This window comes from Streptomyces morookaense, from assembly GCF_013030945.1.
GTDB classification, from domain to species: Bacteria; Actinomycetota; Actinomycetes; order Streptomycetales; family Streptomycetaceae; genus Streptomyces; species Streptomyces morookaensis.
On sequence record NZ_JABBXF010000027.1, the window covers coordinates 1 to 19,279 of the forward strand.

At 71.4% G+C, this 19,279-nt stretch carries 16 protein-coding genes; 7 read left to right on the forward strand and 9 right to left on the reverse strand.

Annotated features, from left to right (window positions below; translation table 11 throughout):
• On the reverse strand, positions 1 to 249 hold a 249-nt coding region (locus HG542_RS13095; RefSeq protein ID WP_171080878.1), incomplete at its 3' end, for a WXG100 family type VII secretion target.
• 336 nt (positions 250 to 585) lie between these two features.
• Between HG542_RS13095 and HG542_RS13100 the strand changes: the two genes are divergently transcribed.
• The gene (locus tag HG542_RS13100) at positions 586 to 1,557 is read left to right on the forward strand and encodes an NAD(P)-dependent oxidoreductase (RefSeq protein ID WP_171080879.1); all 972 of its coding nucleotides are present in this window, start codon (positions 586 to 588) and stop codon (positions 1,555 to 1,557) included.
• Here the strand turns inward: HG542_RS13100 and HG542_RS13105 are convergent.
• The 4 genes from HG542_RS13105 to HG542_RS13120 form a co-directional block, all read right to left on the reverse strand.
• Positions 1,547 to 2,803 carry a nucleotidyl transferase AbiEii/AbiGii toxin family protein gene (locus HG542_RS13105; RefSeq protein ID WP_171080881.1) on the reverse strand — a complete coding sequence of 419 codons (1,257 nt, stop codon included), beginning with the start codon at positions 2,801 to 2,803 and terminating at the stop codon, positions 1,547 to 1,549. The two genes, HG542_RS13100 and HG542_RS13105, sit on opposite strands and share 11 nt — an antisense overlap.
• A 498-nt stretch (positions 2,804 to 3,301) precedes the next feature.
• The gene (locus HG542_RS13110) at positions 3,302 to 4,438 is read right to left on the reverse strand and encodes a PP2C family protein-serine/threonine phosphatase (RefSeq protein WP_171080883.1); all 1,137 of its coding nucleotides are present in this window, start codon (positions 4,436 to 4,438) and stop codon (positions 3,302 to 3,304) included.
• Positions 4,439 to 4,685: 247 nt separating this feature from the next.
• Positions 4,686 to 5,495: an Fpg/Nei family DNA glycosylase gene (locus HG542_RS13115; protein WP_171080885.1), complete on the reverse strand. Its 810-nt coding sequence runs from the start codon at positions 5,493 to 5,495 to the stop codon at positions 4,686 to 4,688.
• Positions 5,496 to 5,575: 80 nt separating this feature from the next.
• The gene (locus tag HG542_RS13120) at positions 5,576 to 6,064 is read right to left on the reverse strand and encodes a ribose-5-phosphate isomerase (protein ID WP_171080886.1); all 489 of its coding nucleotides are present in this window, start codon (positions 6,062 to 6,064) and stop codon (positions 5,576 to 5,578) included.
• Positions 6,065 to 6,248: 184 nt separating this feature from the next.
• On the opposite strand from HG542_RS13120, the gene HG542_RS13125 reads away from it, so the two are divergent.
• Complete coding sequence (locus tag HG542_RS13125; RefSeq protein WP_171080888.1) at positions 6,249 to 7,700, forward strand: amino acid permease; 1,452 nt, start codon at positions 6,249 to 6,251, stop codon at positions 7,698 to 7,700.
• Between the two features lie 75 nt (positions 7,701 to 7,775).
• Here HG542_RS13125 and HG542_RS13130 read toward each other — a convergent pair whose 3' ends face one another.
• Entirely contained in the window at positions 7,776 to 9,242 is a 1,467-nt protein-coding gene (locus HG542_RS13130; protein WP_229922831.1) for a serine/threonine-protein kinase, read from the reverse strand.
• A 144-nt stretch (positions 9,243 to 9,386) separates the two neighbouring features.
• Here HG542_RS13130 and HG542_RS13135 point away from each other — a divergent pair, with 144 nt between their 5' ends.
• A complete protein-coding gene (locus tag HG542_RS13135; RefSeq protein ID WP_171080893.1) occupies positions 9,387 to 10,256 on the forward strand; it encodes a hypothetical protein in 870 nt (289 codons plus the stop codon).
• Positions 10,257 to 10,310: 54 nt separating this feature from the next.
• On the opposite strand, the gene HG542_RS13140 is transcribed toward HG542_RS13135, so the two are convergent.
• Positions 10,311 to 10,910 carry a biotin transporter BioY gene (locus tag HG542_RS13140; RefSeq protein WP_171080895.1) on the reverse strand — a complete coding sequence of 200 codons (600 nt, stop codon included), beginning with the start codon at positions 10,908 to 10,910 and terminating at the stop codon, positions 10,311 to 10,313.
• Positions 10,911 to 11,176: 266 nt separating this feature from the next.
• On the opposite strand from HG542_RS13140, the gene HG542_RS13145 reads away from it, so the two are divergent.
• The 3 genes from HG542_RS13145 (at position 11,177) to HG542_RS13155 (ending at position 14,998) form a co-directional block, all read left to right on the forward strand.
• Complete coding sequence (locus HG542_RS13145; RefSeq protein ID WP_171080897.1) at positions 11,177 to 12,571, forward strand: amino acid permease; 1,395 nt, start codon at positions 11,177 to 11,179, stop codon at positions 12,569 to 12,571.
• A 198-nt stretch (positions 12,572 to 12,769) separates the two neighbouring features.
• Positions 12,770 to 14,191 (forward strand): amino acid permease, encoded by a 1,422-nt coding sequence (locus tag HG542_RS13150; protein ID WP_171080899.1) that lies wholly within the window; start codon positions 12,770 to 12,772, stop codon positions 14,189 to 14,191.
• A gap of 165 nt (positions 14,192 to 14,356) precedes the next feature.
• Positions 14,357 to 14,998: a superoxide dismutase gene (locus HG542_RS13155; protein WP_171080901.1), complete on the forward strand. Its 642-nt coding sequence runs from the start codon at positions 14,357 to 14,359 to the stop codon at positions 14,996 to 14,998.
• Positions 14,999 to 15,144: 146 nt separating this feature from the next.
• On the opposite strand, the gene HG542_RS13160 is transcribed toward HG542_RS13155, so the two are convergent.
• Positions 15,145 to 15,771, reverse strand: coding sequence for a hypothetical protein (locus tag HG542_RS13160; RefSeq protein ID WP_171080904.1), 627 nt, complete (start codon positions 15,769 to 15,771; stop codon positions 15,145 to 15,147).
• Positions 15,772 to 15,829: 58 nt separating this feature from the next.
• Positions 15,830 to 16,474 (reverse strand): mycothiol-dependent nitroreductase Rv2466c family protein, encoded by a 645-nt coding sequence (locus HG542_RS13165; RefSeq protein WP_171081099.1) that lies wholly within the window; start codon positions 16,472 to 16,474, stop codon positions 15,830 to 15,832.
• A 131-nt stretch (positions 16,475 to 16,605) separates the two neighbouring features.
• On the opposite strand from HG542_RS13165, the gene pepN reads away from it, so the two are divergent.
• Positions 16,606 to 19,203 (forward strand): aminopeptidase N, encoded by a 2,598-nt coding sequence (pepN, locus tag HG542_RS13170; protein WP_171080906.1) that lies wholly within the window; start codon positions 16,606 to 16,608, stop codon positions 19,201 to 19,203.
• The last annotated feature ends 76 nt before the right edge of the window (positions 19,204 to 19,279 follow it).

Here is a 19,279-nt window from a genome sequence, read left to right on the forward strand (position 1 = left end):
ACCGAACGAACTGTCCATACCGGACTGACCGCCCAGGATCGCGCTCAGGGCGCTGTTCAGGTCGGCGGTCACCTGATCCGAATGCGACTTGAACGAGTCGAACGCCTGCTTGCCCGCACCGTTGAACTTCCCCTCCAACGGCTGCGCCGCAGCAATCAACTGCCGGATCAGACCACCCAGGTCCTCACTCGAACCCCGCGTCTTGCCCACCAGGCCCGACAGCGTCGTATTACCCATGTCGAACTTCACGAGCTCACCCCCGTCTTCCCCGTCATCTCACTTGCTCGTCGTCTGCTCGTCGTCTCACGCAGGCCTCTCGGCTCCGCGTGCACCTCTCGGCGACTCGCACACATTTAGCAACATCATCCGCGCGAACGCCAAGCGGAGACCGGTCCGGCGGGCGGTCTGTTACGAGAACGTGCAAGTCGTGACGCGGACGGGACGCCGGTTGTCCCTGTGCCGAATTCGGTCCACATATGTGCCGAGAAGTCTCCCGTAAGGGGGGAATTGGCTGGAGAATGGCAATTACGGGGAGTCTGCCGGTTCCCCGTACGAAGCCGTGAAACCGGTGAAACGGGGGGAATCATGTGTGCAGAGGCATCACCGGAGTCACCGGAGTCACCGGCAGGGGTGAGCGTTCTCGGTCTCGGGCCCATGGGCACGGCATCGGCCGCTGCGTTTCTCCGTGCCGGGCACCGGACGGCCGTCTGGCACCGAACCCCCGGTGCGGCCGGGGTGCTTGTGGCGAAGGGGGCCGTGGAAGCGGGCTCGGTCGGGGCGGCCGTGGCCGCCGGTCCGCTGGTCGTCGTCTGTGCGGCACCGTACGAGGCCGCCCGCGCGGTCCTGGACACCGCGGGCGACGGGCTCGCTGGACGGACGCTCGTCGTCCTCGCCCCGGGGTCGCCCGTCCATGCCCGCGAGACGGCCGACTGGGCCGAGCGGCACGGTGTCGGCGGATACCTCGACGGCGTGGTCATGTCGAGCCCGCCGGGCGTCGGCGGTCCCGGCTGTCTGCTGCTCTGCAGCGGCGACCAGGCCGCTTTCGACGAGCACCGCAAGACGCTCGCCGCCTTGGGCGAACCGTTTTATCTGGGGCCCGACGCCGCGCTGGCGTCCGTGTACGAGACCGCGCTGCTCGGCCTGATGTCGGCCACGCTGACCGGCTGGCTGCACAGCGTGGCACTCGTCGGCGCCGCCGGGCCCGGCGGCAATGTGCCGGCGACGGAGTTCACCGAGGTGGCCCGGCGGTGGCTGCACAGCGTCGGCGAACTCATGGGCACGTACGCCCCGCAGATCGGCTCCGAGCACTGCCCTGCGGACGGTCTTCCCCTGGAGCGGCACCTTGCGATGGCCGACATCCTCGTCCACGCGAGCGAGCTCCGGGGCGTGCCGTCCGGCCTGCCGGAGCTGCTCAGGGAGCCGCTCGCGCGGGCGGTCGCGGCCGGGCACGGCGGCGAGGGCTACGCGCGACTGGCCGGGTTCGTGGCCTCCGCAGGCGAGTCGGCGTCCGCAGGCGAGTCGGCGCCCGCCGCGGAGGACGGCTCCGTCACCGGCTGACAGTTGCTGCCGCTGCTGCTGTCGCCGCCTCCAGCCTGGCCGCCATGTCGTGCGGGCTGCCGGCCCAACCGCCGTTCCTGTACAGGGGTTCGTCACGGCCGAAGCGCTTGTCGCGGAAGGCCGCCAGCAGGTCGGCGGCCCCGTGCAGGGTGCACTCCGTGCGGCCGAGCAGTTCGCGGACGACCACGACCGCGCCCAGGCTGTGCACGCAGCGGGCGGCGAACCACGCCTCGACGGCCTCCATGCCACCCGCCGCGTGCTCCTCGCGCACGAGCTCCGTCGTGCCGTGGAAGGCGGCGGCCAGCCGGGCGTACGGCGCGTCCTCGGCCGGGGCGAAGACGGGGGCGAGGGCGATGACGAGGCGCGTCAGGTAGCCGCTGTCGCTCTCCGGGAGTCCGGGGTGGTCCTTGTGGAAGTCGGACCAGTCGGCCTCGGCGGCCGAGTAGAGGATGTAGCCGAGGTCGGCGGGTTCGCCGGACTCCCTCAGGACCCGGTCCAGCAGTTCGTACGTCAGGTGCGTGTGCTCGTCCTCCGCGAGGAGCACCGCGTCGTAGAGGTCCTTGGCCTCGGGGTGGACGTCCGAGAGCAGCCAGAGGATCTTCCAGGCGAGGGAGAGCTCGGGGCTCGCCGCCATGAGGACCGCCGGGACACCGCCCGGCACCGCTCCGGGTATCTCCGTCCGTACGGGCGGTTCGGGCAACGGCTCGTTGAAGACGAAGTCGAGCTGGACCGTGCCCTGCGGGATGCCGTCCGCCACGGCCGTCCAGGGCAGGACGAGGCGGCGGCCCGGCACCCGGTCGTACGTCCAGATCCCGTCGCTCACGGCGCCGGAGGCGTCGATGCGGACCGGGCTGTCCGGGTCCTGCGAGAGCGCCTCGGCGGCGCGGGCGATGCCGGCGAACAGGGCGTCGGTGCGGGCGTCTTCGAGCTGCCACGTGTGCGGTACGACCACGAAGTCCAGGTCACCGGGTTCGCGGGCCGCGGCGCCGTACCACGCCTTCAGCAGCACACTGCCGCGCAGCACCAGGTGCTCGGCCCACTCGGAGCCGGCGACGGCCGCGAGGACGTGGTCCAGCGCGTGCCGGCGGGCGGCGTACCAGGCCGCGCCCTGCGGCTCGCCGGGCCGCAGGGCGTGCGGCAAGTCCTGTGCGGCGCGGGCCGCTTCGTCCGGTGGGGTCTGCGGGACGACCGTGCCGGCGTCCCCGGGGCCGTGGCCGAAATGCTCCCACGGTGTTGCTGCCGACATGCGTCCGTACCTTCTTCCTCTGCGATCCAGCCCGCGTCGAGCGACTCGTTGCTGTCGTGGTCGACGAACTCGCGCTCGACGGCGACGATTTCATGGTCGTCGGCGCGGGGCGCCACCGCCAGTGCGCCCGGCCGGTCTGCTGCCGAGGAGCGCGGAGGTGCTCGGTGTCACCGGGAAATGATCACATGTCGGGGTTTCGGGCCCGGAGGGCGGCAATCCTGTGGATGTCGGCGAGGATGTCCGGTGCCTGGTCGCTCACGGCGATGCCGCCATGGTGCGCGCGATGTCGGGCAGTTCCACGGGGCGCGGGCCTTCCTCGTGGCGACGGGTGGCTTCTTGGGTGGTGACGATTCCCACGCAGCGGGGCCCGCACCGGGGAACGCGCCTGGGGCCTGTCCGATGGGTCGGTGCGGGCCCCGCGGCGTCTGGTGCCGGGGGCACCTCCCAGCGGTGGCTGAGGGAGCGCCGCAGGGCCCGCGCCGACCCATCGGACAGGCCCTAGTCCCGGCAGATCAGCAACAGCGCCCTGTCGTCGTTGACATCCTTCGCCACCGCCTCGATCAGATGCCACGCCGCGCCGTGGAAGCCCGAGGTGACATAGCGGTCGGCCTCGCCGGTCAGGCGGTCCATGCCTTCCGTCAGTTCGCGTTCCGACGTTTCGACCAGGCCGTCCGTGAAGAGCATCAGGACGTCGCCGCGGCGCAGCGTGCCGCGTGCGGGGTCGAATTCGGCGCCGTCGTAGACGCCGAGGAGCGGGCCCTCGGCGGATTTCTCCTCCCAGCGGCCCGAGCCGGCGCTGAGGTGGAGGCCGGGGACGTGACCCGCGGAGAAGAGTTCGTAGTCGCCGCTGTCCAGGTCGAGGACCAGGTGGACGGAGGTGGCGAAGCCCTCGTCCCAGTCCTGGCGGAGGAGGTAGCCGTTCGCGGCGTGCAGGAAGTCGTGCGGCGGGAGGGAGCCGAGCAGGCCGCCGAAGGCGCCGGAGAGGAGGAGGGCGCGGGAGGCGGCATCCATGCCCTTGCCCGAGACGTCCGTGAGGACGACCTCCAGCGTGCGGCCGCCGTTGGTGCGGGCCGCGACGACGAAGTCGCCGGAGAAGGACTGGCCGCCCGCCGGGCGCAGCGCCATCTCGCGGTGCCAGCCGTGCGGGAGCTTCGGCAGCTTGCTCTGGACTCGGATGCGTTCGCGGAGGTCGAAGAGCATCGTGCCGCCGCGCCGCCACGGCACGCCGACGCGGCTGCGGAACTGCGCGATGAGCAGCCCGAAGAACGCGACCGCCGCCACGACGAGGATGGTGCCGGGGGTGACCCGCTCCGCGCCCTCCTCGTACGGGTCCAGGATCTGGGCCTCCGCGATCAGTGCGGCGGCCGCGGCCGAGTACAGGCCCAGCAGGCTCGCGGGGCGCAGCAGCAGGCCGCCGGCCACGATGGGCAGGACCAGGGCCGCGGGGGAACACCAGTCGGGCTGGGCGATGGTGCCCAGGGCGAGGGCGGGCACGGACATCAGCAGCGCGGTGAGGGCGACCCAGTCGGAGCCGTCGCCCCGGAAATAGTCGACACCGGCCTTGCGCACGCTCGTGCGCGCCCGGTGCAGTGCTTTGCGCATCCGGGCCGTCGGGGTCTCCGCAGCGCCAGTCATTGCATCGGGACCCTATCCACCCATTCGGCGGTGCGTCGATTCACGCCGCGCCGGGACGGGCGCCGTGCGGGCGCCCGGGTGGGGCCCGGAGAGCAACCTTATGCGTATCGATCCTTATCGATGCGCCGCAAGGTCGGGTTTCCGTCTCGTCCGAAACGGCTGATGCATGGTGGTGCCGGACGGAGCCAGGGGATGCGGGGGCCGCGTGCGCGGCGTGAGGCGTGCGCCGGTCGGCGCCCCCGTCCGGTCAGGCCTTCTGGCACTCCGGGCACCAGAAGAGGTTGCGGGCCGCGAGGTCCGCGGTGCGGACGGCGGTGCCGCAGATGTGACAGGCCTGGCCGGCCCGGCGGTAGACGTAGACCTCGCCGCCGTGGTCGTCCACGCGCGGCGGGCGGCCCATGGCCTCCGGCTCGTGCTCGGGGCGGACGGTGTCGATCCGGTTGTTGCGCACGCCCTCGCGCATCAGGTCCGTCAAGTCCCGCCAGATCGCGTCCCATTCGCGGCGGGTGAGGTCGCGGCCCGCCCGGTAGGGGTCGATGCCGTGCCGGAAGAGGACCTCGGCGCGGTAGACGTTGCCGACGCCGGCGACGATCTTCTGGTCCATCAGGAGCGCGGCGACGGTGGTGCGGCTGCGGGCGATCCTGCGGAAGGCCCGGTCGCCGTCGTCGTCCTCGCGGAGCGGGTCCGGGCCCAGGCGGTCGTGTATCGCCTGCTTCTCGCCCTCGGTGACGAGCGTGCAGGTGGTGGGGCCGCGGAGGTCCGCGTAGCCGGAGGTGTTCGCGAGACGGAGGCGGACGGTCTCCGTGGGCGGGGGCGCCGGGGCGTCCCCGAACGTGTACTTGCCGAACAGGCCGAGGTGGATGTGGACCCATCCGACGGCCTCGAAGCCGAGGAAGAGGTGCTTGCCGTGGGCTTCGGCGCCGGCCAGCACCTGGCCGTCTATGAGGGCCGCGCTGTCCGCGAACTTGCCCTGGGGGCTGGTGGCGTGGACGGCTTCGCCCGCGAAGAGCGCGCGGTGGTCCGCGGCCAGGCGGTGGATCGTATGCCCTTCGGGCATGACTGGGCGTCCCTTCGGGCGGAGGGGTGCGGAGAGGTGCGGGAGGGGCCTGCCCCCCCCCCCGCACCTGAAAAGAACCCTCAGCCCTGCTGCGGGTGGTGGGCCGGGATCGCGGGGAGGTCGCCCGTCTCCTCGTACGCGCGCAGCATCTCGATGCGGCGCGTGTGACGCTCGTCACCGGAGTACGGCGTCGCCAGGAAGATCTCGACGAACTTCGTCGCCTCCTCCTGCGTGTGCATGCGCGCACCCACGCTGATCACGTTCGCGTTGTTGTGCTCGCGGCCCAGCGCGGCCGTCTGCTCGCTCCAGGCCAGTGCGGCGCGGACGCCCTTCACCTTGTTCGCGGCGATCTGCTCGCCGTTGCCGGAGCCGCCGATCACGATGCCGAGGCTGTCCGGGTCGGCGGCCGCCTTCTCCGCGGCGCGCAGGCAGAACGGCGGGTAGTCGTCCTGGGCGTCGTAGATGTGGGGACCGCAGTCGACGGGCTCGTGGCCGTGGGCCGTGAGCCACTCGACGAGGTGGTTCTTGAGTTCGTAACCGGCATGGTCGGAGCCGAGGTAGACGCGCATGGGTCCGAGTGTGGCACGAGGCGGACCGGGCGCCCGCCACCGGGCGACTCTTCGGGTACCGACGTGTACCGGGAGTGAAGACAACGATACGGATTCGGGTCTTCCTAAACACACCTTTGAAAAGTTCTAATGCGGGAACTCGCAACCCGAGTACCGAAGGAAAACAACCCGAAGGAACATCCACATGAGCGCGACACCGCCGACAATGACAAAGGGGTCGACGACCGGCGATCCCGGCCGTGAACCGGCGTCCGGCGAGGCCGGACTCAAGGCCGGCCTCAAGAACCGGCACCTGTCCATGATCGCTATCGGTGGTGTCATCGGTGCCGGTCTCTTCGTGGGTTCCGCGTCCGGCATCGCCGCCGCCGGCCCCGGCATCCTGATCTCCTACGCACTCGTCGGCGCGATGGTCGTCTTCGTGATGCGCATGCTGGGCGAGATGGCCGCGGCCAACCCGACCTCCGGCTCCTTCTCCGCCTACGCGGACCGGGCGCTGGGCCGCTGGGCCGGCTTCACCATCGGCTGGCTCTACTGGTTCTTCTGGGTCGTGGTCCTCGCCGTCGAGGCGACCGCGGGCGCGAAGATCCTCGCGGGCTGGGTCCCGGCCGTCCCGCAGTGGGCCTGGGCTCTGATCGTGATGGTCGTCCTGACCGCCACCAACCTCGCCTCGGTGAGCTCCTACGGCGAGTTCGAGTTCTGGTTCGCCGGCATCAAGGTCGTCGCGATCGGCGCCTTCGTGGTCATCGGCCTGCTGGCCGTCTTCGGCGTGCTGCCCGGTGCGCACAACGACACCGCAGGGTTCTCCAACCTCACCTCGCACGGGGGCTTCCTGCCGAACGGCCCCGGCGCGATCCTCACCGGTGTCCTGATGGTCGTCTTCTCCTTCATGGGCAGCGAGATCGTCACCCTCGCCGCCGGTGAGTCCGAGGACCCGCAGCGTGCTGTGACCAAGGCCACCAACAGCGTCATCTGGCGGATCGGCGTCTTCTACCTGGGCTCGATCCTGGTGGTCGTCTCCCTGCTGCCGTGGAACTCCGCGGAGATCGCCAAGAAGGGCAGCTACGTCGCCGCCCTCGACTCCATCGGCATCCCGCACGCCGGCCAGATCATGAACGTGATCGTGCTGACCGCCGTGCTCTCCTGCCTCAACTCCGGCCTGTACACGGCCTCCCGCATGGCCTTCTCCCTCGGCCAGCGCGGCGACGCGCCCAAGGTCTTCGCCCGGGTCAACAGCAAGAACGGTGTTCCGCAGGCCGCGATCCTGGGGTCGGTCGTCTTCGGCTTCCTCTCGGTCGTCTTCAACTACGTGTGGCCGGACACCGTCTTCAAGTTCCTGCTCAACTCGTCCGGTGCCATCGCCCTGTTCGTCTGGCTGGTCATCTGCGTCACGCAGCTGAAGATGCGCGGCATCATCCTGCGCGAGATGCCGGAAAAGCTGGTCGTGCGGATGTGGGCCTTCCCGTACCTGACGTACGCGACCATCGGCATGATCCTCTTCGTGCTCGGCTACATGGTCGTGGACGGCGGGGACAACCGCGACCAGGTGCTGCTGTCCACCCTGGTGGGCGCGATCGTGCTCGTCCTCGGCATCGTCCTCGGGCGGCGGCACGAGGGACGGGCAGCCGTCGAGAAGTAGGCAGCCTGCACGCCGGGCCGGGCCCGCATCCCTCGACGGGGGTGCGGGCCCGGCCCGTTCGTGTCGTCCGTGTCGTCACCCCGTGCGGAACGACGCCTTCACGCGCGCGTAGACGTCCAGCGCGGCCTTCTCCGCGGAGTCCTGGTACCAGACGTTCACCTGGTACGTCCGTCCTCCCTTCTCGAAGCCGAGCTGCCGGCCGTACCACGGTGTGCCGGCCTGCGGGATGGTGTACTCCCAGATCACCGCGGAGTTGCCGCGGAACGTCGTGGGATCCAGCCGGATCTTGCGGTAGCCGGTGATGCCGTGGAAGTTCTCCTCGTCGCGCTGCCAGTGGGTCACCACGTCCTCCGTCGTACGGGCCTGGCTCGCGGAGATCTCGATGGTGCCGTCCTTCGCGGCGTAGCTGATGTCGCTCGGGCTCTTCTCGGTGCGGTTCCAGTCGGCGGGCGGGGCCCAGCTGAAGCCGTCCTCGGTGCGGCGGGCGTCCGACGGCGACGCTGATGGCGAGCCCGCGCCCGTGCTCCCGCCGCCCCCGCCCGGCGCCCCCTGGAGCGCCAGGAACACCGCGCCGGCCACGACCGCGGCGGCCACCGCTGCGGTCGCCGCGAGGAGGGCGGACCTGCGGTACGGGCGCGGGCGCGGCGGGCGTTCGTCCTGCGCGGGCTCCGGCGGCGCTTCCGGCGCGGGCGGCAGCGGCGGTGGAGCGGTGACCTCGGTCGGCGGGTGCGGTACGGGCTCCGGGGGCGGCGGCGCGCAGACGGCCGCGAGGATCTCCTCCACGCCGTCGAGCGCGGGCCGGCCGCCCGGGTCCTTGAGCAGCAGCCCGGACAGCAACTCCCGCAGCGGGCCCGCCTCCTGCGGGATCTCCGGCTCCTCGTAGAGCACGGCGTGCAGCGTGGCCAGCGTCGTCCCCCGGGTGAAGGGCGACTGGCCGGCGACCGCCGCGCAGAGGGTGGCACCGAGCGACCACAGGTCCGACGGCGGGCCCTGCTCGCGACCCTCGATGCGCTCGGGCGCCATGTAGTCGGGTGAGCCGACGAGGGTGCCGGCCATGGTCAGCGCCGCCGCGTCCTGCACGGCCGCGATGCCGAAGTCGGTGAGGACGACCCGGCCGCGCGCGGTGAGCAGGACGTTGCCGGGCTTGATGTCCCGGTGCAGCACCCCGACCGCGTGGACCTCGCGCAGGGCGCGGACCAGGGCGAGGCCGATCCTGGCCGCCTCGCGGGGCTCCACCGGGCCGTCGCGGCGCAGCACTTGCTCCAGGGAACGGCCGTCGACCAGTTCCATCACGATCCACAGCCGGTCGTTCTCCTCGGCCACGTCGTAGACGCGGACGACGTTGGGGTGGTCGATGCGGGCCGTGGCGCGGGCCTCGCGCCGGCTGCGCTCGCGCTGGACGGCGCTCCCCTCCCCCATGAGGCCGTCGATGCGTATTTCCTTGGCCGCCACGCGCCGGTCGAGCATCTCGTCCGTGGCACACCACACCCGCCCCATTCCGCCGCGCCCGATCAATTCCAGCAGCCGGTAACGCCCCACCACGAGACGCCCCTGCCTCTCCCCACTCGAAATTCCCACCAGGCCCGCCCCCATTACGGAATTGTTTTTCCGCACCCCTCGGACGTCGGAATCTTGTGGTACCTATTCAAATGCCTCCGCAGGAGGCGAAGACAGGGGGGAGCCAAAATGTTCCTAAGCAATCGGTGGCGGTGGTCCGCGGCGGCGGCCCTGCCGGTGGTGCTGCTGTGGCCGGCGGGCGCGTTCGCCGCCGAGCCGACACCGGGCAGCAGCCAGGGCGGGAGCCCGGGACCCAGTGCGCCTGCCGGGTACAAGGTCGGTACGGAGCTGCCGCAGCGGATAACCGTGAACAGGAAGTCGGGGAACACCAGTCTGACTGCGACCGTGCGCAATGACGGGGCCTCGGGGACCGACGGCGTCACCATGGACGTCGTCGGGTTCAAGGGGCTCCGCGTGAAGTCCGTGGAGGGCTGTTCCGCGATTCCGTCCGGAGAACTCCCGCCGGGTGCGAACAGCGGATTCGCCTGTCCTGTCGGAAAACTCGCGGCGGGCGCGCACCGCACGTATCGCGTGACCGCGGACTTCGACCTGGCGGAGACGGGCCAGATCTGCCTGCCCGTGACGCTGAGCGGCACCAAGACCCTGGTGTGGCAGCAGGGGCCCGTGCATTTCGGGACCACGGACTCGAGCGCCGACGCGCCGGACACGCCCTTGTTGCTGGGCACCAAGAATGTGCCGTCCGGGGCGGCCTCATCACCGGCCGCCTCGCCGTCCGCATCGCCGTCCGCATCGCCGAGCGCGGCCCCGTCGAGCGCGGCCCCGTCGGCCTCGGGCACGTACGGCAGTCCGTCGGGCAGTCCGCCCGGCAAGGACGTCGTCCCGTCGCACCCCGCCCCTGCCACGAGCGACGATCCCGGTGAACTCGCCCGCACGGGCGGCCCGTCGGACCTCCCGGCGGCCGGTGCCGTCGGAGCCGCCCTGCTGGCGGCCGGCGGCACCGGGCTCTGGCTCGCCGCGCGTCGGCAGGGGCGCCGCTAGGGTGCGCCCCTTACGGGGCGCTGCAACGGGCCGGCCTGCAGGAAGGAGGAGCCGTCAGCCGCGGCGGTGCAGCAGCTTCCACGCCGTCGGCAGCGCGCCCATCGCCAGGGCGGCCTTCAGCGCGTCACCGATGAGGAAGGGGGTCAGGCCCGCCGCCACGGCCGCGGACAGCGACATGTGGGTGGACAGGGCCAGGTACGGGACGCCGACCGCATAGATGATCGCGGTGCCGAGGGCCATCGCGCCCGCGGTGCGCAGCGCGGAGCGGTCGGCACCGCGGCGGGCCAGGGCGCCGACGACGGTGGCGGCCAGCAGCATGCCGAGCACGTAGCCGAAGGAGGGGAAGGCCGCACCGGAGCGGGCCTCGGCGAACCACGGCATCCCGGCGATGCCGGCCACCGCGTACAGCGCCATGGACAGGAACCCGCGGCGGGCGCCCAGGGCGGTGCCGACGAGCAGCGCCGCGAAGGTCTGGCCGGTGACGGGGACCGGGGAGCCGGGGACGGGGACCGCGATCTGTGCGGCCACGCCGGTGAGCGCGGCACCGCCGAGGACGAGCGCGGCGTCGCGGACGCGGGCCCGGCCCGCGGTGGAGGCGGGGAGCAGATCGGCGAGGACCGTACCGGTCCGGGGCAGGGTGGCGGCGGTGGCCATCGGTACTCCGCTCGGAGAAGGCGACAAAGAGTGAGGACACCGTGACGTTAGCCGAGCATCCGTTCGGATGGCACCGTGTGCCGGTGACAAACCGTGCGCATGCCGCTTGGCGGTTCCGTACTGCCATACGCCCCTTGAACGCCGCTCGCGCCGGCCGGAGTGATGCTCGTCACCTGGGGCCCTGTGGAGCTTGGCGCGAACAGTGCGCTCAGGAGACTGTGTAAGTCCTGGTTAAAACAGACACCTGACGAGAGCACGAGCCCCCCATGCACGACGCACCGCCGGCCGGCGAGACCCTCGCCGGCGAGAGAGAACCGCTGTCCGCGGGGCTGAAGCAGCGACATCTGACGATGCTCGGCCTGGGCGGGGTGATCGGCGCCGGACTCTTCGTCGGCTCGGGCGCCGGGATCGCCGTGGCGGGCCCCGGGATCATCGTCTCGTACCTGATAGCCGGCGCCCTCGCGATGCTGGTGATGCGGATGCTCGGCGAGCTGTCCGCCGCCATGCCCTCCTCCGGCGCCTTCTCGGTGCACGCGGAGCGGGCGCTGGGCCGCTGGGCAGGGTTCACGGTGGGCTGGCTCTACTGGTTCCTGCTGGTGATCGTGCTCGCCGTGGAGGCCACGGCCGCCGCGCAGATCGCGCACGGCTGGCTGCCGGCGGTGCCGCAGTGGGGCTGGGTGCTGCTCTTCATGACGGTCTTCACCAGCGCCAACCTGGCCGCGGTGAAGAACTTCGGCGAGTTCGAGTTCTGGTTCGCCGCGCTGAAGGTCGGCGCGATCGTGCTCTTCCTCGCGCTCAGCCTGCTGGCGATCTTCGGCGTGCTGCCGAACACCCATGCCGTGGGGATGTCGAACCTGACCGGCCAGGGCGGCTTCCTGCCCAACGGCTGGAGCGGAGTGATCTCCGGCGTGCTGACCGTGGTCTTCGCCTTCGGCGGGCTGGAGGTCCTCACGATCGCCGCCGCCGAGTCCGACGACCCGGCGCGCGCGGTGGGCCGGGCGGTGCGCAGCGCGGTCTGGCGCATCCTCTTCTTCTATGTCGGCTCGATGCTCGTCATCGTGACCCTGCTGCCCTGGAACGCGCAGAAGCCGGGGCAGAGCCCGTACGTGGCCGTGCTGGACCACATCGGGGTGCCGGGGGCCGGGCAGATCATGAACATCGTGGTGTTCGTGGCGCTGCTCTCCGCTCTCAACGCCAACCTCTACGGCTCGTCCCGGATGGTCTTCTCGCTGGCCGAGCGCGGCGAGGCGCCGCGGTCGCTGCTGAAGGTCTCGGAGGGCGGGGTGCCGCGGCGCGCGGTGTTCGCCTCGGTCGCGTTCGGCTTCGTCTCGGTCGTCCTCAACCTCGAGTGGCCGGATTCGATCTTCCGCTATCTGCTCAACGCGGTGGGTTCCGTCCTGCTCTTCGTCTGGGGTCTGATCGCGGTCTCCCAGCTGCGGCTGCGGCCGCGCATCGAGCGCGAGATGCCCGAGCGGCTGTCGCTGCGCATGTGGTGCTTCCCCTATCTGACCTGGGCCGCGCTGGCCGGCATGGCCGCGGTGCTGGTGCTGATGCTCACCGACCACGACGCACGGCCGCAGCTGCTGTGGTCGGCGGCGGCGACGGGCGCGGTGCTGGTGGTCTCCTGGCTGCGGGAACTCCGGCTGCGCCGGGCCGGATGACGGGCACCGGAATTAGGGCCACAAAGTATCGCTTCTGGCGATACGTCAGCTACACGCGGTAACACCTGCGTCTGAATATCGGACAGCCGTGTGACAAGTGTTGTCCTGAGCGAACATGGCCACCACACTGAGGCCACTTTTCAGCTGCTGACCGATCCTGGACCGTTCAGCTCTCATCTCACGGGGACAGACACGAACATGACCGGTATACCCGCGGCCTCCACCTCGGCAGGGGCCACCGACCAGCCCCCGGCCACGGACAGCGGCCTGTCGAACGGGCTGAAGCAGCGCCACCTGTCGATGATCGCCCTCGGCGGCGTCATCGGCGCCGGACTCTTCGTCGGCTCCGGTGCCGGCATCGCCGCCGCGGGCCCGGGCATCGTGCTCGCCTATGCCGTCTCCGGACTGCTGGTGATGCTCGTGATGCGGATGCTCGGCGAGATGGCGGCGGCCAACCCGGCCTCGGGCACCTTCTCCGTGCACGCCGAGCGCGCCATCGGCCCCTGGGCCGGCTTCACCGCGGGCTGGATGTTCTGGGTGGAGCTCTGCGTGGGCATCGCCGTCGAGGCGATCGGCGCGGCGGCCATCATGGTGCGGTGGTTCCCGGCCACCCACTCCTGGATGTGGGTGCTGCTCTTCATGGCCCTCTTCTGCGGGACGAACCTCGCGGCCGTGAGCAACTTCGGCGAGTTCGAGTTCTGGTTCGCCACGCTGAAGGTCGCCGCCATCGGCATCTTCCTGGTGCTGGGCGTCCTGGCCATCATGGGCCTGCTGCCCGGCACATCGGCCCCGGGAGCCTCCAACCTCACCGGTCACGGCGGCTTCCTGCCCAACGGGACCAACGGCCTGGAGGCGGGCCTGCTGGCCTCGGTCTTCGCCTACGGCGGCCTGGAGACGGTGACCATCGCCGCGGCCGAGTCCGAGCACCCGGTCAAGGGCGTCTCCAAGGCGGTCCGCACGGCGATGTGGCGCATCGCGCTGTTCTACGTCGGCTCGATGCTCGTCGTCGTCACCCTGATCCCCTGGACCGAGAAGTCCCTGGGCACCGACGGCCCGTACGTCGCGGTCCTGAAGCACCTGGACATCCCGGCCGCCGGGGAGATCATGAACGTGGTCGTCCTGATCGCGCTGCTCTCCGCGATGAACGCCAACATCTACGGCGCATCCCGGATGTCCCACTCGCTGGTGATGCGCGGCGAGGGCCCGCGCTTCCTGGCCAAGGTGAGCGGCGGGGTGCCGCGGCGGACCGTGCTGGCCTCCTCCGCCTTCGGCTTCTTCGCCGTGCTGCTGAGCTACTGGTGGCCGGACACCGTCTTCAAGTGGCTGCTCTACATGACCGGTGCGGCCGTGCTGGCGGTGTGGGCCTTCATCGCCGCGACCCAGCTGCGGATGCGCCGGAAGCTGGAGCGCGAGACGCCCGAGAAGCTCGTGGTGCGCATGTGGGCGTTCCCCGCGCTGTCCTGGGTGACGCTGGCCGGCATCCTCTGCGTGCTCGGCCTGATGCTGCGCGAGAACGACACCCGCGTCCAGCTGTACGCCACGGCCGGCCTGGTCGCGGTGCTCGCGGTCGTCGGCTACCTGCGCCAGCGCGTACTGGCCGGCCGCGCGCAGCACGGCTGACGCCCCGGCACCTCCCTTTCCCCGAGGCGGGGTGGGTCCTGATCTTCAGGACCCACCCCGCCTCCGTCTTTGGACCGAAGCCGCCCCCCGTTTCCGCCCTGACGGGGCATCTGCTGATAGCTTCTACCTGCAAGCCAATTGCAATAAGCCGTCGGAGGGCTCGGCATGGCCATCTACACACTTCCGGAACTTCCCTACGATTACGCGGCTCTGCAGCCGGTCATCGACGCGAAGATCATCGAGCTGCACCACGACAAGCACCACGCGGCGTACGTCAAGGGCGCGAACGACACCCTCGAACAGCTCGCCGAGGCCCGCGACAAGGACCAGTGGGGCGCGGTCAACGGCCTGGAGAAGAACCTGGCCTTCCACCTCTCCGGCCACATCCTGCACAGCATCTACTGGCAGAACATGACCGGCGACGGCGGCGGCGAGCCGCTGGACAAGGACGGCGTGGGCGAACTCGCCGACGCCATCGCGGAGTCCTTCGGCTCCTTCGCCAAGTTCAAGGCCCAGATGACGAAGGCCTCCGCCACCACGCAGGGCTCGGGCTGGGGCGTCCTCGCCTACGAGCCGGTCAGCGGCCGCCTGATCGTCGAGCAGGTCTACGACCACCAGGGCAACGTGGGCCAGGGCTCGGTGCCGATCCTGGTCTTCGACGCGTGGGAGCACGCCTTCTACCTGCAGTACAAGAACCAGAAGGTGGACTTCATCGAGGCGATGTGGCAGGTGGTCAACTGGCAGGACGTGGCGGCGCGTTACGCGGCCGCGAAGGAGCGGGGGAACCTGCTGCTGCTGGCCCCGTAACACCCCTCGGACGGCCTGCTCGTGATCGTCTTCTCACCCTTCACGCGGCAGGCGACCGGAGAGGCCCCGTGCGCTCGCATCGCACGGGGCCTCTCCTCTGCCCCGTCAGGGGCGCTGGGGGCACCTCCCAGCGCCCCTGACGGGGCTCAGGCGTGGCCGAAGGCCTCCCCCGTGACCGTGAACTCCCGTGCCAGCCCCGTCTCGTGCAGCCGGGCGAACGGGGTGAACGGGACGCCGCACTCCGAGCCGCCGCGGTCGAAGTTCCACGCCTTCTCGACCGCGACGCGGTAGTCGATCGCCACCCTGCCGTCCTCGGCCACCCGCACCGTGCCCGTCAGCCGGAACTCCACGCAGCGCAGCGCGAGCCACCAGTCGGGGTGCACGCGCCGCGTGATCAGCGCGTCGCGCCAGCCGCTGTCCGCGGGGTACGCGGCCGCCCCGCCCGGCCCGGCGCGCCAGCGCTCCAGCGCCTCGGCGCGCCAGCCCGCCAGCTGGGCGTCCACGGCCGCCCGCACGGCCGGCAGCGCCAGCAGCGCCTCGGCGTCCACCCGGCAGGGGGACCCCGTACCGCGCAGGTAGTGCCGCATCATGCCCGCGGCGCGCCGCAGTCCGAGCAGCGACCACAGCGGGGGCAGGGCCCGGCACACGGCCAGCGTCAGGAAGTCGTACGGGCGTGCGGGCAGCTCCGCGTAGGCGGCGTTGTCGCACGGCGGCTCCGCCTCGGCCCAGCCGCCGTGACGGCCGAGCGGCGGGGAGAGGTCCGTCTGGCCCATACCGGGACACTAAAGGACCTCGTGCCCGGCCGCGACCCGTCGGCGGAGCCGGGCGGGCTCAGTCGAAGCGCGGCCCCTCCGTCCGCGTCCGCTTGAGCTCGTAGAAGCCCGGCGTCCCGGCCACCAGCAGCGTGCCGTCCCACAGTCTGGCCGCCGCCTCGCCCTTGGGGGCGGGGGTGACGACCGGGCCGAAGAAGGCCACCTCGGTCCCGTCCGGCCCCGGCACCGCGATGATCGGGGTGCCGACCTCCTGGCCGACCTTCTCGATGCCCTCCTTGTGCGAGATCCGCAGGGCGTCGTCGTAGGCCTCGGAGGTCCCGGCCTCCGCCAGGCGCGCCGGGAGGCCGGCGTCCGCGAGGGCGCCGAGGATCGCCTCGGGGGTGCGGCCCTCGCCGCGGTTGTGGAAGCGGGTGCCGAGCGCGGTGTAGAGGCGGCCGAGCGCCTCGTTGCCGAACTCCTGCTCGACGGCGACGCACACCCGGACCGGGGCCCAGGCCCGGCCGCCGGGGCGCATGGCGTCGCGGTACTCCTCCGGCATCTCGTCCAGCCGGTTCTCGTTGAGCACGGCCAGGCTCATCACATGCCAGCGCACGTCCACCGGCCGCACCTTCTCGACCTCGAGCATCCAGCGCGAGGTCATCCAGGCCCAGGGGCAGGCCGGGTCGAACCAGAAGCCGACGGTGGTCTTCCCGGTGTTCGTCACGTCTGTGGTCACGCGGATCTCCTCGAAAGAGCAGGACAGTCGGCGTTTCAACAAACACACCCCATGCCATGATTCCTGGTGTTCGACATACGAGACGAAGCGTTTGAGACCGAAGACGAGGGAGCCGCGTCGTGCCCGGCGAGAACCTGACCCGCGAGGAGGCCCGCGAGCGGGCCCGGCTGCTGACCGTGGACGGCTACGACGTGGCGCTCGACCTGCGGTCCGCGGTGGGTCCGGACGACGGGCCGCGGACCTTCCGCTCGGTCACCACGATCCGCTTCCGCTGCGCCGAGCCCGGCGCCGCCACCTTCGCCGACCTGGTGGCGCCGTCCGTGACCGCGGTCACCCTCAACGGCCGCGCGCTGGACGCCGGGTCCGTCTTCGACGGCTCGCGCATCGCCCTGGAGGGCCTGGCCGCCGAGAACGAGCTGGTCGTGGACGCGCAGTGCGCCTACAGCCGCACCGGCGAGGGCCTGCACCGCTTCGCCGACCCCGAGGACGGCGAGGTCTACCTCTACACCCAGTACGAACCGGCCGACGCCCGGCGGGTCTTCGCCAACTTCGAACAGCCCGATCTGAAGGCCCCGTTCACCTTCACGGTGACCGCCCCGGCCGGCTGGACGGTGCTGAGCAACGGCGACCGGGACGGCGAGCCGCAGGCCGCCGACGGCGATCCCGCCTCCGCCACCTGGCGGTTCGTGCCCACCCGGCCGATCTCCACGTACATCACGGCCGTCGTCGCCGGCCCGTACCACATGGTCCACGACCACTACCGCCGCACGCTGCCCGACGGCACCGTGCTGGAGATCCCGCTCGGCGCGCTCTGCCGCAAGGGCCTCGCCAAGCACTTCGACGCCGACGACATCTTCACCGTCACCAAGCAGGGCCTGGACTTCTTCCACGAGCACTTCGACTACCCGTACCCCTTCGGCAAGTACGACCAGGCGTTCGTGCCCGAGTACAACATCGGCGCCATGGAGAACCCGGGCTGCGTGACGTTCCGCGAGGAGTTCGTCTTCCGCGGCAAGGTGACGCGCTCCGCGTACGAGCGCCGGGCCAACGTGATCCTGCACGAGATGGCCCACATGTGGTTCGGCGACCTGGTCACCATGGAGTGGTGGGACGACCTGTGGCTCAAGGAGTCCTTCGCCGACTTCATGGGCTCCTTCTCGCAGGTCGAGGCGACCCGCTTCGACAGCGCCTGGATCACCTTCGCCAACCAGCGCAAGGCGTGGGCCTACCGCGCCGACCAGCTGCCCTCCACGCACCCCGTCACGGCGGACATCCACGACCTGGAGGACGCCAAGCTCAACTTCGACGGCATCACGTACGCCAAGGGCGCGTCGGTGCTGAAGCAGCTGGTGGCCTACGTGGGGCGCGACGCCTTCCTGGAGGGCGCGCGCCGCTACTTCAAGCGCCACGCCTACGGCAACACGCGCCTGACCGACCTGCTGGACGTGCTGGAGGAGACGTCCGGCCGCGACATGGCCGCATGGTCGCGCTCCTGGCTGCAGACGGCCGGGGTCAACTCGCTCACGCCGCTCGCCACTTACGACGCCGAGGGGCGCATCACGGAGCTGGCCGTCCTGCAGGAGGCCGCCGCCTCGCACCCCGAACTGCGGCCGCACCGCGTGGCGGTGGGCCTGTACCGGCGCCGCGCCGAGGACGGGGCGCTCGTGCGGTACGCGCGCGCCGAGGTCGACGTCACCGGGCCGCGGACGGTGGTGGACGAACTCGCCGGCGCCGAACGGCCGGAGCTGATCCTCGTCAACGACGAGGACCTCACCTACTGCAAGATCCGCTTCGACGAGGGCTCGCTCGCCACCCTGCGCGGCCGGCTCGGCGACATCGCCGACCCGCTGGCCCGGGCGCTGTGCTGGTCCGCGCTGTGGAACCTCACGCGCGACGGGCTGATGCCCGCGCGCGACTTCCTGGACCTGGTGCAGCGGTTCGCCGGGGCCGAGAGCGACATCGGCGTGCTGCAGATGCTGCACGCCTGGGCGAACTCCGCCCTCGTCCACTACGCGGCGCCCGCGTGGCGCGCCGAGGGCGGCCGGCAGCTCGCCGGGAGCGCCCTGCGCGAACTCCGGCTCGCCGAGCCCGGCAGCGGGCACCAGCTGGCGTGGGCACGGTTCTTCGCGCAGGTCGCCGAGACCAAGGACGACCTGCAGCTGCTGCACGGCCTGCTGGACGGCGGCGCCCGGATCGACGGCCTGGACGTGGACCAGGAGCTGCGCTGGACGTTCCTCGCCGCGCTGGCCGCGTGCGGCGAGGCGGACGAGGCGGCGCTCGCCGCCGAACTGGAGCGGGACAACACGGCATCCGGCAAGCGGCACCAGGTCCGCTGCCTGGCGTCGCGGCCGTCGGCCGCGGTCAAGGCGGAGGCGTGGGCGGCGGTCGTCGACTCGGACGCCCTGTCGAACGCCCTGGCCGAGGCCACGATCACGGGCTTCGGCCAGCCCGGCCAGCGGGAGCTGCTGGCGCCGTTCGCGCCACGCTACTTCGAGGTGATCGAGCGGGTGTGGCGGGAGCGGTCGATCGAGATCGCGATGGCGGTGGTGAGGGGGCTCTTCCCGAGCCTGCAGGACAACGAGGCGACGTTGTCGGCCACCGACGCGTGGCTGGCGCAGCACGGGGATGCTGCGCCGGCGCTTCGGCGGCTCGTCCTGGAGGCCCGGGACGACCTGGCTCGGGCGCTGCGCGCCCAGGCGTGCGACAGCGCCCGTTAAGCCCCGATAGGGGCGCGGGGAACTGCGCGACAAGCCCCCACCGGCCCGCGGCCGACACACTGCCCCGGGACGGCAC

Excerpts from the sequence above, each read along its gene's own strand:
- HG542_RS13100 (WP_171080879.1), top strand. The coding sequence starts at position 586 with ATGTGTGCAGAGGCATCACCGGAGTCACCGGAGTCACCGGCAGGGGTG.
- HG542_RS13105 (WP_171080881.1), bottom strand. The coding sequence starts at position 2,803 with ATGTCGGCAGCAACACCGTGGGAGCATTTCGGCCACGGCCCCGGGGAC.
- HG542_RS13110 (WP_171080883.1), bottom strand. The coding sequence starts at position 4,438 with ATGACTGGCGCTGCGGAGACCCCGACGGCCCGGATGCGCAAAGCACTG.
- HG542_RS13115 (WP_171080885.1), bottom strand. The coding sequence starts at position 5,495 with ATGCCCGAAGGGCATACGATCCACCGCCTGGCCGCGGACCACCGCGCG.
- HG542_RS13120 (WP_171080886.1), bottom strand. The coding sequence starts at position 6,064 with ATGCGCGTCTACCTCGGCTCCGACCATGCCGGTTACGAACTCAAGAAC.
- HG542_RS13125 (WP_171080888.1), top strand. The coding sequence starts at position 6,249 with ATGAGCGCGACACCGCCGACAATGACAAAGGGGTCGACGACCGGCGAT.
- HG542_RS13135 (WP_171080893.1), top strand. The coding sequence starts at position 9,387 with ATGTTCCTAAGCAATCGGTGGCGGTGGTCCGCGGCGGCGGCCCTGCCG.
- HG542_RS13140 (WP_171080895.1), bottom strand. The coding sequence starts at position 10,910 with ATGGCCACCGCCGCCACCCTGCCCCGGACCGGTACGGTCCTCGCCGAT.
- HG542_RS13145 (WP_171080897.1), top strand. The coding sequence starts at position 11,177 with ATGCACGACGCACCGCCGGCCGGCGAGACCCTCGCCGGCGAGAGAGAA.
- HG542_RS13150 (WP_171080899.1), top strand. The coding sequence starts at position 12,770 with ATGACCGGTATACCCGCGGCCTCCACCTCGGCAGGGGCCACCGACCAG.
- HG542_RS13155 (WP_171080901.1), top strand. The coding sequence starts at position 14,357 with ATGGCCATCTACACACTTCCGGAACTTCCCTACGATTACGCGGCTCTG.
- HG542_RS13160 (WP_171080904.1), bottom strand. The coding sequence starts at position 15,771 with ATGGGCCAGACGGACCTCTCCCCGCCGCTCGGCCGTCACGGCGGCTGG.